14 protein-coding genes are annotated in these 15499 nt (G+C 62.5%); 10 read left to right on the forward strand and 4 right to left on the reverse strand.

What is annotated here, in order from left to right; genetic code table 11:
* Window positions 1-50: 50 nt before the first annotated feature.
* Both HMPREF9465_RS03195 and HMPREF9465_RS03200 read right to left on the reverse strand, forming a co-directional pair.
* Window positions 51-2609 (reverse strand): DNA topoisomerase III, encoded by a 2559-nt coding sequence (locus HMPREF9465_RS03195; protein WP_005434089.1) that lies wholly within the window; start codon window positions 2607-2609, stop codon window positions 51-53.
* Window positions 2610-2774: 165 nt separating this feature from the next.
* Entirely contained in the window at window positions 2775-3671 is an 897-nt protein-coding gene (locus tag HMPREF9465_RS03200; protein WP_005434090.1) for a DNA-processing protein DprA, read from the reverse strand.
* A gap of 101 nt (window positions 3672-3772) precedes the next feature.
* On the opposite strand from HMPREF9465_RS03200, the gene def reads away from it, so the two are divergent.
* Window positions 3773-4285, forward strand: coding sequence for a peptide deformylase (gene def, locus HMPREF9465_RS03205; RefSeq protein WP_005434091.1), 513 nt, complete (start codon window positions 3773-3775; stop codon window positions 4283-4285).
* A 21-nt stretch (window positions 4286-4306) separates the two neighbouring features.
* On the opposite strand, the gene HMPREF9465_RS03210 is transcribed toward def, so the two are convergent.
* Window positions 4307-5206, reverse strand: a complete 900-nt coding sequence (locus tag HMPREF9465_RS03210; RefSeq protein ID WP_005434092.1) for an alpha/beta fold hydrolase — start codon at window positions 5204-5206, stop codon at window positions 4307-4309.
* 109 nt (window positions 5207-5315) lie between these two features.
* On the opposite strand from HMPREF9465_RS03210, the gene fmt reads away from it, so the two are divergent.
* Genes fmt through HMPREF9465_RS03245 form a run of 7 tightly spaced genes read left to right on the forward strand, consistent with a single transcriptional unit; the run spans window position 5316 to window position 14297 of the window.
* On the forward strand, window positions 5316-6272 hold the full coding sequence (gene fmt / locus HMPREF9465_RS03215) for a methionyl-tRNA formyltransferase (protein ID WP_005434093.1): 957 nt from the start codon (window positions 5316-5318) through the stop codon (window positions 6270-6272).
* On the forward strand, window positions 6269-7609 hold the full coding sequence (rsmB, locus tag HMPREF9465_RS03220) for a 16S rRNA (cytosine(967)-C(5))-methyltransferase RsmB (RefSeq protein WP_005434094.1): 1341 nt from the start codon (window positions 6269-6271) through the stop codon (window positions 7607-7609). The genes fmt and rsmB overlap by 4 nt, the downstream gene beginning before the upstream one ends.
* Before the next feature lies 1 nt (window position 7610).
* Window positions 7611-8216, forward strand: a complete 606-nt coding sequence (locus HMPREF9465_RS03225) for a DUF4390 domain-containing protein (protein ID WP_005434095.1) — start codon at window positions 7611-7613, stop codon at window positions 8214-8216.
* A 9-nt stretch (window positions 8217-8225) separates the two neighbouring features.
* Window positions 8226-10487: an ATP-binding protein gene (locus tag HMPREF9465_RS03230; RefSeq protein WP_005434096.1), complete on the forward strand. Its 2262-nt coding sequence runs from the start codon at window positions 8226-8228 to the stop codon at window positions 10485-10487.
* 8 nt (window positions 10488-10495) lie between these two features.
* Complete coding sequence (locus HMPREF9465_RS03235) at window positions 10496-11404, forward strand: response regulator (protein ID WP_005434097.1); 909 nt, start codon at window positions 10496-10498, stop codon at window positions 11402-11404.
* Window positions 11401-12810 (forward strand): Trk system potassium transporter TrkA, encoded by a 1410-nt coding sequence (trkA, locus tag HMPREF9465_RS03240; protein ID WP_005434098.1) that lies wholly within the window; start codon window positions 11401-11403, stop codon window positions 12808-12810. Before HMPREF9465_RS03235 ends, trkA begins: the two co-directional genes overlap by 4 nt.
* A gap of 14 nt (window positions 12811-12824) precedes the next feature.
* A complete protein-coding gene (locus tag HMPREF9465_RS03245) occupies window positions 12825-14297 on the forward strand; it encodes a TrkH family potassium uptake protein (protein ID WP_005434099.1) in 1473 nt (490 codons plus the stop codon).
* Window positions 14298-14330: 33 nt separating this feature from the next.
* Here HMPREF9465_RS03245 and HMPREF9465_RS03250 read toward each other — a convergent pair whose 3' ends face one another.
* Complete coding sequence (locus HMPREF9465_RS03250) at window positions 14331-14711, reverse strand: DUF1840 domain-containing protein (protein ID WP_005434100.1); 381 nt, start codon at window positions 14709-14711, stop codon at window positions 14331-14333.
* A gap of 85 nt (window positions 14712-14796) precedes the next feature.
* Here HMPREF9465_RS03250 and HMPREF9465_RS03255 point away from each other — a divergent pair, with 85 nt between their 5' ends.
* Both HMPREF9465_RS03255 and HMPREF9465_RS03260 read left to right on the forward strand, forming a co-directional pair.
* A complete protein-coding gene (locus tag HMPREF9465_RS03255; protein WP_005434101.1) occupies window positions 14797-15234 on the forward strand; it encodes a PTS sugar transporter subunit IIA in 438 nt (145 codons plus the stop codon).
* On the forward strand, window positions 15224-15493 hold the full coding sequence (locus HMPREF9465_RS03260; protein WP_005434102.1) for an HPr family phosphocarrier protein: 270 nt from the start codon (window positions 15224-15226) through the stop codon (window positions 15491-15493). Before HMPREF9465_RS03255 ends, HMPREF9465_RS03260 begins: the two co-directional genes overlap by 11 nt.
* Window positions 15494-15499 lie beyond the last annotated feature (6 nt).

Genomic DNA, 15499 nt, shown 5'->3' on the forward strand with positions numbered 1-15499 from the left:
AGGAGCCCTGATCGGGGCTCCTCTTTCTTTTTCTTCAGACGGGTCCGGACTTATTCGGCCGCCGTCTTCTTTTTGGTCGTCCTACGGGTCGTCTTGCGGGGCTTGGCCTCGGAGTTCTCCTCGCCGGATTCGGTCGCCTCGGCGTCCTTCTTGCTCGGCTGGAACTCAAACGCGATGCTGCCGTTGCCCTTCACGATGAGGAAGGCCTTGAAGGCGCGCTTGCTCTTCTTCGAGATGAAGCCCGAGAGCAACTGCGTGCGCTTGTTGGCAAGGAGTTCCGTGACCTCCTCGGACGTGATGTCGCGGGAAAGGATGGTCTTGCTGATGCGGAACGTGCACTTCTTTTCGCCGCGAATGTTCTTCTCGCACTGGTAGGCTGCGGGCATTTCAAGCACGCGGGCGCCGCAGCACGGGCAGACGCCGACGACGGGAGCGCTTTCGATCTCCTCGTCCGTCACCTCGGCCTTTTCCTCCTCGCCGAAGTCGAACTGCATCTTCCAGAGGCCGTCGGTCTCGTCCTTTTTGAGAATCAGTTCGGCCTCAAACGGGAAGCCGCGCTTGCTGATGAAGCCGGAAAGCGGTCCCACGCGCCCCGTGTTGAGGAGCTCTTCAACCTCAGCCTGTTCGAGCATGCGGCCCGAAGGATGCTTGGCAATCGAGAACTCGCAGCCGGGCGTCGTGCAGGCGAAGCGGCGGTAGTTTTCGACGATCTCGCCGCCGCACTGCGGACAGGGCGCCTCAATGCGGCGCGGATTTTCAAGCGGCACGCTGTTGCCCTCGTACTGCTTGGCCATGTTGACGACATTCTCCGTCAGGCGTCGGATCTCGCGCATGAACTCGTCGCTCTGGAACTTGCCCTCCTCGATGAGGCGCAGCTTTTGCTCCCACTCGGCGGTGAGGCGCGGCTCGCTCAGTTCGGCGATCTTGAGCCCCTTGAGCAGCGTGATGAGCTGGAAGGCCTTAGCCATCGGATGCAGATCGCGCTCCTCACGGCGCATGTACTTCTGCTCAATCAGGCCCTCGATGATCGAGGCGCGGGTGGCAGGTGTGCCCAGGCCCTTGTCGGCCATGGCGCCGCGCAGTTCGTCGTCCTCAAGCTTCTTGCCTGCGGTCTCCATAGCGCTCAGGAGCGTGGCTTCCGTGTAGCGGGCGGGAGCCTTGGTCTGCATGGTGGAAACGACGACGTCCTTCACGGCGGCCGGTTCGCCGGGCTTGACGGGAGTAAGCGCCTCGCGCTGGGTACGGCCCTTGCCGGCCACTTCGAGCCAGCCGGGCTCGGCAAGCACCTTGCCCTCGGTCTTGAACTGGTGGGCGCCGACGGTCGTGATGCGGACCGTCACGTCATACTCGGCCGCAGGATAGAAGACGGCCAGAAAGCGGCGCACGACCAGATCGAAGATCTTCTGCTCGACCTCATTGAGAGTCTTCGGAAGCTGCCCCGTCGGAATGATGGCGAAGTGGTCGCTGATCTTCGTGTTGTCGAAGATGCGCTTGTCCGGACGAACCCAGTTCTGCGTCAGGATCTTGGACGAGAAGGCTGCGTAGTCCGTGAGGCCGCCCAGTGCGTTGAGCGTGTCGCGCACGGTCGGCATGTAGTCTTCGGGAAGCGCGCGGGCGTCGGTTCGCGGATAGGTGAGAACCTTGTGCTTTTCATAGAGCGCCTGCGCGATGGAAAGCGTCGTCTTGGCGGAATAGCCGAAGCGGCTGTTGGCCTCGCGCTGCAGGCTCGTCAGGTCGAAGAGCAGGGGCGAAAGCTGACGGGAGCGCTTCGAGGTCTCCTCGATCTTGCCCATGCCGTTGCGGCAGGCCGCGGCAATCCTGCGGGCCTCGTCCTCCGTCCAGAGGCGCTCGGCCTTGCGGTCGGGATCATCCTTGTCCTTGCGGAAGTTCGGGTCGATCCAGATGCCCTCGTATTCGCCCGCGGAGACGCCGAACACGGCGGAAACCTCCCAGTAGCCCTTGGGCACGAAGGCATTGATCTCCTCCTCACGCTTGACGACGATCGCGAGCGTCGGCGTCTGAACCCGGCCGACGGTCGTCAGGAAGAAGCCGCCTTCCTTGGAGTTAAAGGCGGTCATGGCGCGCGTGCCGTTGATGCCGACAAGCCAGTCGGCTTCGGATCGGCAGCGGGCGGCGGCCTCAAGGGGCTTCATCTCATCGTCGGTGCGCAGATGACGGAAGCCCTCCTGAATGGCGTTCTTCGTCATGGACTGGAGCCAGAGACGCTTGACGGGCTTCTTGCTGCCGCAGGACTGCATGATGTAGCGGAAGATCAGTTCACCCTCGCGTCCCGCGTCGCATGCGTTGATGACTTCGGTCACGGCACGGCTTCGGATCTTCTTCGACAAAGCCTTGAGCTTCTCTTCGGACTTCTTGATCGGCTTGAGATCGAAGTAGGGCGGCAACACGGGAAGGTTCTTGAAGGTCCAGCGGCCGCGCTTGACATCAAACTCTTCGGGCGCAGTAATTTCGAGCAGATGACCGACGGCGGAGCCGATCACCATGTCGTCACGGACCCAGAAGTCGCCGTCGCGCGTGAAGCCCCCGAGAGCTCGCGCAATATCGCCTGCAACGGAAGGCTTCTCAGCAATGACAAGAGATAAGGACATACGATGCATCTCCATGACCGCAGTTATCGTGGAACCGGCGGGCACAGCAAACTGAAAACAAATGAATGGCGGCATGCGCCTGCGTTGGACATCATTATGCAACAGACGCCGCAGGGAATGCCCTCGTGCAAATATTCATAGCGTACCAACTACAGGCAGCCGGACTCAACTCCCTGCCAGACGCAGCTCGGCAAGAATGTCGTCCGAAGACTCGACAAGCCTCGCTCCCTGACGGATCAGCCTGTGACATCCCCTGGCGAAGGGAGAGTGGATGGACCCCGGCACGGCCATGACGTCCCTGCCCCAGTCGGCCGCCGTTCTCGCGAGGCTGAAGAGATGGGAGCCCGTGCCTGCATTGAGCGCCAGAAGCGCCTGCGCGGAGGCCATGCGGCAGCACGTCTGCAGCTCCCGCCCCTCGGGCGAGAATCCGAACCCCGGCGCAACGGCGGTCATGATGAGGCCTCCCTTGTCCAGAAGCTCGTGGAGAAGATCTCGTCCCTCGGACGGCCAGACCCTGTCGGGTCCGCAGGGCTGCCAGACGAGCGCCCTGCCGCCTGTGCGGAGCACGCTTGCGAGAAACACCGTCTCCGTTCCGGGAAAGTGCCCCGTCGAGAGCAGAAGCTCGTTGCGGGTTCCGAGCGCCTCGCCGAAAACCTCCGCATTGTACAGAGCCTCCCTGTCGGGGTGCGTGCTGCCGCCCACCGTAAGCACGGGCTTGGCGAGAAGGCCCGCGTCACCGCGGTACCAGAGAAGCACGGGCGCGGCGCCCGCCTCGATCATGAGGCGGGGATAGCGGGGATCGGCCAGTGTGATGAAGCCGACTCCCTTCGTTTCGGACAGCCACGACAGGATGCGTTCCGCCTCTCCGCTCGAATTAACCTCGCGGATCTCGCGCGCCGCCGTCTCGCCGGCAAGCTTCGTCAGGGTTCCCGACGAGGCGTCGAAAAGCGCCTCGACGCCGCCCGTCTGCTGCAGGAGCCTGAGGATCTCAGGCACCGAAAGCACAGTAAGCAGAGAAAGCTTGATCCAACATTCGGCCTCGCGGCCCGTTTCAGGCGTCATGTCCCTTCCCGTGGTGAATCCGCCCGCCCTCTTGAGTCCGGACGGCAGTTCTGATCTAAAATAGACGGTTTTACAAGTTCAACTCTTTCTAGGAGCGTCTCGTGGCTCTTCTGCCCATTATCCAATATCCCGATCCCGTTCTGGCTGCCAAGGCCGAGCCCGTCACCGAGTTCAACGACGAGCTCCGCAAGCTTGCCGCCGACATGGCCGAAACCATGTATGCGGCCCCCGGCGTCGGGCTCGCGGCCAATCAGGTGGGCAGCCTCAAGCGCATCGTGGTCATCGACATCACCGACGAGAAGAACAACCTTCTCGTCCTCGTCAATCCCTACATCAAGTCCCACACGGAGGAGCTTGCCGAATTCGAAGAAGGCTGCCTTTCCCTCAAGGGACTTTATGAAAAGGTGAGCCGCCCCGATGGCGTCACCGTGTGCGCCCAAGACCTTGACGGCAAACCTTTCGAAATCGAGGCCACCGGCCTTCTCGCCGTTTGCCTGCAGCATGAGCTTGACCACCTTGACGGCACGGTCTTCATCGACCATCTCAGCCGCCTCAAGAAGGACCGCGCCAAGACGAAGCTGCGCAAGCTTCGCAAGAACGACAAGCAGGCCTGAGCCTGAGCGGCGCAGGCCGCGTCAGGCAGGATGCCTGTGGCAGTGCTCCGCGATGAGCGCGCCAAGTTCGGGCACCAGAGCCTCGGGGAGCTGATGCCCCATGCCCTCGATCACCTCGAAGCGTGCGTTGGGAATCAGATCTGCGGTCTCCCTGCCTGCCGCAAGCGGCAGAAGCGGATCCGCCGTGCCGTGAATGATCAGCGAGGGCGCCGCCAGACGCCTGAGCTGCCAGGACCTGTCCCCACTCGCCAGAATGGCCAGCAGCTGCCGCGCCGTTCCGTCAGGATCGTAGTGCAGGCTCCCCAGCATGCCCAGCATGCTCTCGAGTTCCTCGCCCGACGGCTTGTACGCCGGCCCTGAAAGGGTGGTGAACACGCGGGCGAAGTAATCCCTCAGTCCTTCCTCCGTATTCAGATTGTCGGGCTTTCTCAGAAGAGTCCAGACCGCATTGAGACGACCGAATCCCGTTCTCGGGTTGCCCGAAGCGGAGGCGATCGACGTGAGCGATGCCACGCGATTGGGGGATTGCACGGCCGCCACCTGTGCGATCATGCCGCCCATGGAGATGCCGACGATGTGCGCCCTGCGTATCGACAGGTGATTGAGGAGGCGCTCCACGTCGAGCGCCATGTCCTCAAGCGCGTAGGCGCTCGTCACCTTTCGGCGCAGAAGCGCCTGCGCCACGGCTGAGGCCACGTTTCTTCCGTCCGCCTTCATGTCCGTGCAGCGGGAGCTCTCCCCGCAGTCGCGGTTGTCGGGCGTGATGACCTGAAAGCCTTCCCGCACAAGGTGTGCGATGAGGCTTGTCGGCCAAGCGGCGCTCGACATGCCAAGGCCCATGATCAGCACGACGGCGGGCGCATCCGAGGCGCCATAGCGCCGGTAGGCCAGCTTGAATCCGTTGTAATAAAGTGCGTCCACGTCGTTTCTCTCTTTGCGCCTCTCTGCCTAAAGTACCGTACACTAGTACCATCATTGTATTTTGACACTTGAAAACGCTCCCCATCCAGCGTCGCCGGAGTCCAAACGTATGAAGATCATTTTTGCAGGCACGCCCGACTTCGCGGCCGTCGCGCTCAAGCACCTCATTGACGCGGGACACGAGATCGCCCTCGTTCTCTCGCAGCCCGACCGCCCGAGCGGCCGCGGCATGAAGCTCACTCCCTCGCCCGTCAAGAAGCTCGCCCTTGAGCACGGCATTCCCGTCATCACGCCGGTCACGCTGAGCCTGAAGAAGGCACCCGAAGAGTCCGCCCGCATTCACGCGGACCTCAAGGCCGTCGGCGCCGACCTGCTCGTCGTGGCCGCATACGGCCTCATTCTTCCGCAGGCTGTTCTCGACTGCGCCAAGGGCATCGGCCGCAACGGCGACATCCGCGCCATCAACATCCACGGCAGCCTTCTGCCCCGCTGGCGCGGCGCCGCGCCCGTTGCGCGCGCCATCGAGTCCGGAGATGCGGAAAGCGGCGTCGTGCTCATGAAGATGGAGCTGGGCCTTGACACGGGTCCGATGATCCGCACCGTGCGCACGCCCATCACGCAGGAGGACACCTCCGACACGCTCATGATGCGCCTGGCCGAACTCGGCGCAGAGCTCCTCGTCGAATCCCTCAGGACGCCGGACGAACTCGACTGGACGCCCCAGCCCGAGGAAGGCGTCACCTATGCCGAGAAGCTTCTGAAGACGGAAGCCGTCATCGACTGGACCCTTCCCGCAAAAGTCCTCGCCAACAAGGTTCGCGCATTCAATCCCTTCCCGGGAACTGTATTCGACAAGGACGGCGTCCCCGTCAAGATCTGGCAGGCCGAAGCGCTCGAGCTCTCTGGTCATCCCGGCGAAGTGCTCGACACGACGAATGGTCTTGTGATCGCCTGCGGCGAAGGCGCTCTTCGCGCCACGGTTCTGCAGAAGCCCGGCAAGCCCAAGATGGCCTTCGGTCCCTTCCTTCAGAGCCTGCCCTTTACCGTTGGTGAGGTCGTCAAGTGAGCATCGCCGCGTCCGCGCCGCACAAGCAGGCGCCTTTTTCCAAAATCGTGAGCGCCGTCGCCTCCGCACGCACGCAGCTGCGCGCAGGCGCCTCGCTCAACTCCGTCATCCGACCTGCGCTTCTCAACGTCCCGCTGGAAAGCCGTCCCGCCGCACAGGCGCTCATCTATGAGAGCGTGCGCCGCTGCGCGAGAACGACCGCACTCGTCGGACTGCTTTGCAGCCGCCAGCCCTCGGCCGAGGTGCTCTCCGTGCTCGAGACCGCCTTCGCCGCCTTCTCGCTCGGCAGGCTCGCAGTCTTCACCGTCGTGTCCGAAACGGTCACGGCGGCCAAGGCGAACCCGCAGACCCGTGCCGCCTCAGGCTTCATCAACGCCGTGCTCCGCCGCTATCTGCGCAAGAAGGATGAACTGGAAAAGAAGATCGCCTCCCGCGACGAGGTCCGCTTCAATGCTCCCGCTTGGTGGATTGGCCGCATCCGCACGATTTATCCAAAGGATGCGGACCGCATTCTGGAGCTGGGCACGCGTCATCCTCCGATGACGCTGCGCGTCAACGTCCGCCTCATGACCGTCGAAGACTATCTTGACCGGCTGAAGGCTGCAGGGCTTGAAGCCCGCCGAGTCGGCCCCGAGGCCATCGAACTCGTCACGCCCGTCCCCGTCGACCGCATTCCCGGCTTTGCCGACGGGCTGAGTTCCGTTCAAGATGCAGGAACGCAGCTTGCTGCGCATCTGTTGCCCGTGAAGGCGGGCGACCGGGTGCTGGACGCCTGCTCGGCTCCCGGCGGCAAGACCGCCCACATTCTCGAGCGCGCGGACTGCGCCATGACTGCGCTGGAGATCGATCCCGCCCGAGCCGTCAAGGTTCGCGAGACTCTCGACCGACTCAAACTCAAGGCCGACATTCGAACGGCTGACGCCGGCGACACGGCAAGCTGGTGGGACGGCAAGCCCTTCGACGCCATTCTGCTTGACGCGCCGTGCACGGCAAGCGGCGTGGTGCGCCGCCAGCCCGACACGCCGTGGCTCCGTCGCCCCGACGACATCAAGAAGCTCGCCTCAGAACAGAAGAGGCTCCTCAAGACGCTCTGGCCCCTGCTCCGCAAGGGCGGCAGGATGCTCTACGCCACGTGCTCGATCTTCCCCGAAGAAGGCACGGGACAGATGAAGGCATTCCTGGCCGCAACGCCCGACGCCCGTCTCGTTCCCCTGTTTGCAGGCAATGACGGCATGCTGACTCTTCTGCCCGAGGAATCGGGAGAATGGCGCTCCGACGCCCAGCTGCCCACCGTGCATGACGGCTTCTTCTATGCCCTTTTGGAAAAGCAAGCCTGACATGTACAAAGCGACCCGACGCCAGACCCTGAAACTTGCGCTGCTCGCGGCGCTCGGCGCTTCGTCCATGACCGCGCCCGAGGCGCGGGCGGCCGACGCGACCTTCATGCGCGCCGCGCTCACGCTTGACGAACCTGGCGAGCGGTCGGGCCTCTTCCTGAGCTCCTCCTTTGAGTTTGACCTGCCTCAGGCGCTCTCCGAGGCGCTTCACAGGGGCATTGCGCTCTATTTCGTTCACGAATTCAGGCTCTACAAGGAGCGGTGGTACTGGATCGACAAGGCCACGATCCGCTGCCGCTTCATGATCCGTCTGGCGTTCGATCCGCTCACGCGCCGTTACCGCCTCTCCTACAACGGGCTTTCGCTCTCCTTCGACACGCTTGAACAGGCCCTGCCCTACATCAAGAACATCAGGCGCTGGCGCGTCGGTCCCTCGAACGCCGTGCGCAATGCGGAGGACTACGCGGCCGAACTGCGCTTCTATCTGGACACGGACAAGCTTCCCAAGCCGATGCAGGTCGTCAACACGGGCAGTAGCGACTGGACGCTCACCAGCGACTGGATAGAACTTCCGATTCCTGCGGAAGTCATCGCTCCCGCGGAGTAAGAGACAGCCATGCCCCGCTGGTTACGCTACAGCACCCTGATCGCCATCTCCTTTGCGAGCATCGCCATGCTCGGGCTGGCGATCAGTCTCTTCAATCCCAAGCTGTTCGACAGGTACTTCCCGTTCCTGCTCGTCCTGAACGCCGTCATCGCCGCCGTCCTTTTTTGCGTCGTGACGACGCTGTGCCTGCGTCTGGCAAGACGCCAGCGCTCAAAGCAGTACGGCTCGCACATGACGGCGAAGCTTGCGCTCACGACGGCCCTCATCAGCGTGGTGCCGACGCTGACTGTCTATGCGATCTCCACGGCCTTCATCAGCCGCTCGCTTCAGGACTCCTTCTCTCCACGCGTGGAGGCCTCGCTCGACGCAGGCGTTCGCATCACGCAGGAGATGCTCGCCAAGCAGGAACAGTCCACGCAGGAGCTGGCACGTGACTTCGCGGATGCACTCGCCGGGACGCCCGACTCCCTGATGCTACACGACCTGCTCAAGCTTCTGGAGCCGCATTCGGGAACCGAGGCTCTTGTCCTCACAAGCACGGGCTCCGCCGTGGCGGCTGCAGGCTCCCGCATCAACGTGCTGATGCCCGACCTGCCCTCGCAGCTCCAGCTCAAGACCGCCAAGACGACGGGCATCTACAGCATCGTCGACGGCGACACGCTTTTCGAGGCTCCTGAAGCGACAGGCGGCTCAAGCGACCTACGCATACGCGTCATCATCCCCATTTCGACGCTGCACGCTCCGTCCCTCTCCGACTTCAAGACCACGGGACTGCTTGCCAAGACCGCCAGCAGCCAGCAGCTCTTCCTGCAGCTGACCCAGCCCGTCGACAAGACGATCGGGCTTCATGCGGCCACGCTCGTCGCAGGCTACCGCGAGTACCAGCAGCTGGCCTACAGCCAGAGCTCCATGGCCACGCTTTACGCGCTGACGCTCTCGCTCATCGTCCTGCTCGCCGTCTTCGCGAGCGTTCTCGCTGCGCTGTCCTTTGCACGCAGGACGACGTCGCCCGTCATGCAACTTGCCGAAGGCACCAGACGCGTGGCCACGGGCGACTTCATGCCGATCCGCGAGTTCCAGGGCGGCGACGAAATCAACGTGCTGACCCGCTCCTTCAACTCGATGATCAAGGAAGTGTCCGAAGCCAGACGCGGCCTCGAGCTGCAGCGCCTGCAGGCCGAGCAGGCCCAGGCGTTTCTGGAGCGCGTGCTCGGCAACATTTCGTCGGGCGTCGTGGTCGTGGACCACTGGTACACGGTCGTCACGGCCAATCAGGCGGCACGCCGCATCATGGGCGAGCAGAACGTGATGACGGGCGCCTCCCTTCGCGATACGCTGCCCGAATTCGTTTCGACCCTCGAGGAATATCAGCACAGGGAGAGCATCGGCACGGCCCCCGAACCCCTCGACTTCGAGCTTGAACAGAACGGCGTGACGATTCCGCTCTACCTGAAAACTACGCTCATGCAACTCGGCACCCAGACGGGGTCCGTGCTCGTCTTCGACGACGTGACCGCCCTCATGAAGGCGCAGCGAGCCACCGCCTGGGGCGAGGTCGCCCGCCGCCTTGCGCACGAGATCAAGAATCCGCTCACGCCCATCAGGCTTTCCGCCGAAAGGCTGGCCTGGAAGCTTCACGCCAAGCTGACCGAGGAAAAGGACCTGCAGCTTCTCCAGAGGACGACCAACACCATCATCGAGCAGGTCGACACGCTCAGGCAGATGGTCAACGACTTCAGGGAGTACGCGCGCATGCCCGCCGCATCCCTTGTCCCGCTGAACCTCAACGAGTTCATGGAAACCGTCCTGCAGCTTTACCACGATGCAGGTCACGCCATCAGCTTCGTCCCCGGAGAGGGGCTGCCGGAGATCGACGCGGACCCCGCCCAACTCAGGCAGGTGTTCCACAATTTGATTTCCAACAGCCTCGAGGCCGTGACGGAAGGTGAGCTCGTTCGCATTTCGATCAGAACGGAAGCGCTGGAATCCCAATACCATGCAGGCGCAATCGGCGCTGTTAAACTCTCTATTGAGGATAATGGGCCCGGCTTTACGGATAAAATCCTGAATGCTGCCTTTGACCCCTATGTGACAACCAAGCCGACGGGAACGGGGCTCGGCCTGCCGATCGTGAAGAAGATCCTTGACGACCACGGCGCCGCCATCAAGCTCAAGAACCGCAGCAACGAAGAAACCGGCGAGATTCTCGGCGCATCTGTCGAAATTGTCTTCAAAGTCTCTCGACTAGAGCACAACCCAATTTCCAACTGAGCCACAACATGCATACAGTCTTGATCGTTGACGATGAATACGGCATCCGCGAGCTCCTTTCAGAGATTCTGGAGGACGAGGGCTACCAAGTCCTGACCGCAGAAAATGCCAAAATCGCTCAGAGCCTAGTTGGCAAGCACGACTTCGACCTGATTCTCCTTGACATCTGGATGCCCGACATGGACGGCATTTCCCTGCTCAAGGAGTGGTATTCGCATAACACCGTCAGGTGCCCCATCGTGATGATGTCAGGCCACGGCACCATTGAAACCGCAATGGAGGCCACGCGCTTCGGTGCAATGGACTTCCTCGAGAAGCCGATCTCGATGCAGCAGCTTCTGAAGACGTGCAAGCAGATGATCCAGTTCTGGGAGCACGAAAAGGTTTCGCGTCCCCGCGAAAACGAACAGGCCAAGGCCGCCAGCGTCGCTCTGGCGGGCTGGAAAAAAGCTTCCTGCTCCCCTCTGAATGTTTCGCTCGCCAACCTCAACGACAAGTCCAGGTTCTGCGACCACTTCATTCTCACGGACGTGCCGCTTCGCATCGGTCCTCAGGCCCGCCTGCCGATCATCGACGTTCCCGAACTCCATTTCGAGTTCAACCTCAACCTGCCGCTGCGTGAGCTTCGCGACAGTCTTGAACGCGCCTACATCACCCGCGTCGCCCAGTTCTACGGCGGCTCGGTCACGATGCTTGCCAAGCATGCGGGTCTGGAGCGCACTCACCTCTACCGCAAGATTCGCCAGCTCGGCCTGGAGCTCAAGAAAACCACCAGAAAGGATGAATCCGATCACATGGCGGCTGGCGACACGATGGAAGATCTTTCCGAGGAGACCTCGGACACTCCCGACAACAAGAAGTGCTTCCAGATCCATCAGAAAACCACCGACGTGAATAACGGCTCGGACGACTCATGAAAATCCTGATTGTGGGCGCAGGCCGCATCGGCAGCTCGGTCGCCGAGAGTCTGGTCTCCGAAGCCAACGACATCACCGTCGTTGACCAGGACGCCGAGCGCATCGGATCCCTGCAATCGAGATTCGACCTGCGCGGCGTCGTGGGCAACGCCACCAGCCCGCAGGTGCTGACCGATGCAGGCGCGGCCGATACGGACATGCTGATCGCCGTCACCTCGAGCGACGAGACGAACCTCGTCGTAACGATGCTCTGCGCCCGCATCTTCAACATTCCGACCCGCATCGCCCGCGTCCGCAACAACGAGCTTCGAGACTATCCCCGCATTTTGGGCGAGGAAGGCTTTGAAGCAACGTCCATCATCTGGCCCGAGCAGGCGCTCGTGAGCTATCTCATCAAGCTCATTGACTTTCCCGAAGCCATTCAGGTTCAGGAATTCGGAGAAGGGCTTGCAAGCCTCATCGCCGTGCGCGCCAAGTCGGGCAGTCCGCTGGTGGGCCGCCCGATCCGTGAACTCTTCACGCATCTGCCTCAGGTTCCCGCACGCATCGTGGCCATCTTCCGCCGCAACCGCCGTCTGGAGGTGAACGCCTCCACCATTGTCGAGGCAGGCGACGAGGTCATCTGTCTGTGCGACACCAGACACGCCAGGCGCGTCATGGCGGAGCTGCGCCATCGCGAGCGCCCCGTGCACAGCATCATGATTGCGGGAAAGCCCAGCTTCACCCTCAATCTCGCGCGCATGCTCAAGACCGGCGAAAACCGTCCGGGCGGCAACTTCGACATCAGGATTCTGGAGAATGACCGCAACGTCGTGAAGCGCCTCTCCCGCGAGCTCGGCGATGCCGCCATGCTGATCGAGGGCGACTTCACCAGCGAGGACGTGCTTGACGCCGCAGGCATCGAGACGTGCGACCTGTTCATTGCCGTGTCCGAAAACGACGAGAACAACATCCTCGGCGCTCTTCTGGCCAAGAAGCTCGGCGCAGGCAAGACCATTGCGCTCGTCAACCGCAAGGCCTACGGCGACCTCATGCAGGGCAGCCAGATCGACATCACGCTGTCGACCACCACCGCCGCGCTCGGCGAGCTGATCCGCCACGTGCGCCGCGGCGACGTGGCGGCCGCCTACAGCCTGAGACGCGGCGCGGCCGAAGCGCTCGAAATCGTCGCCCACGGCGACCGCAGAAGCTCCAAGGTCGTCGGCAGGCGCATTGGCAGCATCTCGCTGCCCGAAGGCTGCGCCATCGGAGCCCTGATCCGCGGCAACGATGAAAACGCGCTCGTACTGATGGGCGACAAGGACACCGTCATCGAGGCGGAGGACCACGTGATCGTCTTCGTGCCCTCCAAGAAGCTCATCCCGAAGATCGAACGACTCTTCACGGTCAATGTCGGCTTCTTCTAAGGAGGCCTGACGCCATGTTCAACACGATCCGCTATCTGCTGCTGCCGGTGCTCAATGCCTCTGGGCCCGTCTTCATCTGGCTCGCCGCGGCGCTGCTCATTCCGTTCACGCTCTCCGTCTCAAAGCAGGACGGCGCGGCGGACAGCTTTCTGACGTGTTTTCTCATCACGCTCGCCACGGGCGTGGTCCTGATGCTTCTGACCCGTCGCTGGCGGCGGGAGCTGACTTCAAGGCACGGCTTTCTTCTCGTGACACTGATATGGACCTCCGTGCCGCTCTTCGGCACGATTCCCTTCATCATCGAACGCCCCGACATGAGCTTTGCACAGCTCTACTTCGAGATGATGTCCTGCCTCACGACGACGGGCGCAACGGTCTTCACGGGACTCGACAAGCTTCCCGTATCACTGAACGGCTGGCGCTGCTTCCTCTCGTGGATCGGCGGCATGGGCCTCATCGTGCTGTCCGTGGCCATTCTCCCGCTGCTCGGCGTGGGCGGCTCGCAGATCATCAAGGCCGAGACGACGGGCCCCCTCAAGGAGCACCGCCTGACGCCCCGCATCGCCGACACGGCCAAGGCGCTCTACATCATCTATCTCGGCGTCTCCGTCGCCTGCGCGATCTCCTACCATCTGGCAGGCATGGAATGGGAAGACGCCATCATGCACATGATGACGACCGTCAGCCTCTCGGGCATCGGCACGCATGACGCAAGCTTCGCATACTTCAACAGTCCCGCCGTCGATGCGGTCGCCATCGTCTTCATGCTGATCAGCGGCTTCAACTTCTCCCTCCACTTCATGGTATGGAGGCGCAGGAACTTCCTGATCTACCTGCAGGACGCGGAGGCGAAGGCCTGGATTGCAACGGCCGCCCTGATGTCGGCCCTCACGATCATCGTGCTCGCCGACGCGCACGTCTACGAAACGTCGGCCGAAACCGTGCGCCACGCGCTCTTCTCAGTGGTCTCCGTCATCACGACGACGGGCTACGCAACGGTCGACTACGCCTCCTGGCCGCTCGGCCTGCCCGTCCTCCTGCTGGTCGCCGCAGCGTTCTCGACGTGCGCAGGCTCGACGGGCGGCGGCATCAAGATGGTGCGCCTGCTGATCATCCTCGGCATGATCCGAAGGGAAATGACGAAGCTGCTTTATCCGAAGGCGGTGGTTCCGCTCACGCTCAACAAGACGCCGATCGACGAAAAAGTCTGCATCGCCGTGCTGGCCTACTTCATGGTCTGGCTCACGTCCTTCGTGATCGGCGCAGCCGTTCTGCTTCTGGCGGGACTCCCCCCCGGGGACGCCATCAGCGCCGCATGGGCCATGCTTTCGAACATCGGCCCGGGCCTCGGCGGCGTCGGCCCGACGGGAAACTATGCGGACCTGAGCGACATCCAGCTGTCCGTCTGCTCCTTCCTGATGCTCATCGGGCGCCTGGAGATCTTCACCGTGTTCGCGATCTTCACGCGGAACTTCTGGCGAATCTGATGCAGGCGGTGAGGCCGCCTGCGACGTGCAGTCCTACGGACGGCCCCACATGATGGCGTCGCCGTGCTTGATGGCGCGCTTGATCATCGACTGGAGAGGCACGACGCGCTGAAAGAAATTGATCTTCTCGACGGAGTTCCTCTTCTCCTCCTTCTCCTCCTCGCGCATGCGGAGCTCCTCGTCGTAGGTCGACTCGCGAAGCTTCCTTTCCCGCTCGGCCTCGATCTGCGCAAGGCGCTCCTTGTCCTTGCGGGCCTCCTCATCAAGGATCCTCAGGATTTCGGGCAGCTCGTCGCAGGAGAAGGCGCCTGTTTCGGTCCACGGGCGGCCGAGCACCTTGAAGACCCGCCTGGCCGTTTCCTCGAACATAATGAACGGCCCTGTGGCACGGCATGAAAAAAGCACCAGAGACATAGAAGACACTCCCGATCACAACCTTGGGTTACACTACTTCGCATAACATACCCACTGGATTTTATCGTACCTAACGGAGCCTTCTGTGTCTGCAGGGATCTGCATCATCGCCCACGAGCCGCTGGCCAGCGCATTGAAAAGCTGTGCCCGGCACATCTTCAGCGCCACGGGCGACACCTTCTGCGACTCCATCGCAGTCTTCGACGTGCCCTGCGACGTGGACGCCGAGCAAGGCGAGGCGGAAGCCCGCAGGCTCATCTCGAACTTCCCCGCGAATCAGGACGTGTTGGTCTTCACCGACGTTCTCGGCGCGACGCCTTCCAACATCGCCCATCGTCTTCTGGACAATCCGCAGGTGCGCGTCATCACGGGCGTCAATCTGCCCGCACTCATCACCGCTCTCAGTCATCACGAGGAATGCGCGGCCCGCATTGCCGTCATCGCCGAGGGAGCCGCGCGAGGCGGCATCTCCACGTCCTGCGGCAAGCCTTCCGCCATCAAGGACACTGTCAATGCAAACTAAGCAGCTCACCGTGCTCAACAAGCTCGGGCTCCATGCCCGTCCTTGCGCCCTGCTCGCCAAGACCGCAGGCTTCTTCAAATCCTCCATCACGCTCACGCACAACAACCACAGCGTGGATGCCAAGTCGATTCTCGGCCTCATGACGATGGCCGTGCCCGCAGGCACGACGCTCACCGTCACGGCGGACGGTCCCGACGAAGACAGCGCCATCAAGGACATCACCGCCCTTTTCGACAACAAGTTCGGCGAACAAGCCTAAGACGGA

The sequence above is a fragment of the Sutterella wadsworthensis 2_1_59BFAA genome (assembly GCF_000297775.1).
Lineage (GTDB): Bacteria > Pseudomonadota > Gammaproteobacteria > Burkholderiales > Burkholderiaceae_F > Sutterella > Sutterella wadsworthensis_A.

Bases quoted from the DNA above. Each gene is read 5' to 3' on its own strand.
- HMPREF9465_RS03195 (WP_005434089.1), bottom strand. From the start codon at position 2,609: ATGTCCTTATCTCTTGTCATTGCTGAGAAGCCTTCCGTTGCAGGCGAT.
- HMPREF9465_RS03200 (WP_005434090.1), bottom strand. From the start codon at position 3,671: ATGACGCCTGAAACGGGCCGCGAGGCCGAATGTTGGATCAAGCTTTCT.
- fmt (WP_005434093.1), top strand. From the start codon at position 5,316: ATGAAGATCATTTTTGCAGGCACGCCCGACTTCGCGGCCGTCGCGCTC.
- HMPREF9465_RS03225 (WP_005434095.1), top strand. From the start codon at position 7,611: ATGTACAAAGCGACCCGACGCCAGACCCTGAAACTTGCGCTGCTCGCG.
- HMPREF9465_RS03230 (WP_005434096.1), top strand. From the start codon at position 8,226: ATGCCCCGCTGGTTACGCTACAGCACCCTGATCGCCATCTCCTTTGCG.
- HMPREF9465_RS03235 (WP_005434097.1), top strand. From the start codon at position 10,496: ATGCATACAGTCTTGATCGTTGACGATGAATACGGCATCCGCGAGCTC.
- trkA (WP_005434098.1), top strand. From the start codon at position 11,401: ATGAAAATCCTGATTGTGGGCGCAGGCCGCATCGGCAGCTCGGTCGCC.
- HMPREF9465_RS03245 (WP_005434099.1), top strand. From the start codon at position 12,825: ATGTTCAACACGATCCGCTATCTGCTGCTGCCGGTGCTCAATGCCTCT.
- HMPREF9465_RS03250 (WP_005434100.1), bottom strand. From the start codon at position 14,711: ATGTCTCTGGTGCTTTTTTCATGCCGTGCCACAGGGCCGTTCATTATG.
- HMPREF9465_RS03260 (WP_005434102.1), top strand. From the start codon at position 15,224: ATGCAAACTAAGCAGCTCACCGTGCTCAACAAGCTCGGGCTCCATGCC.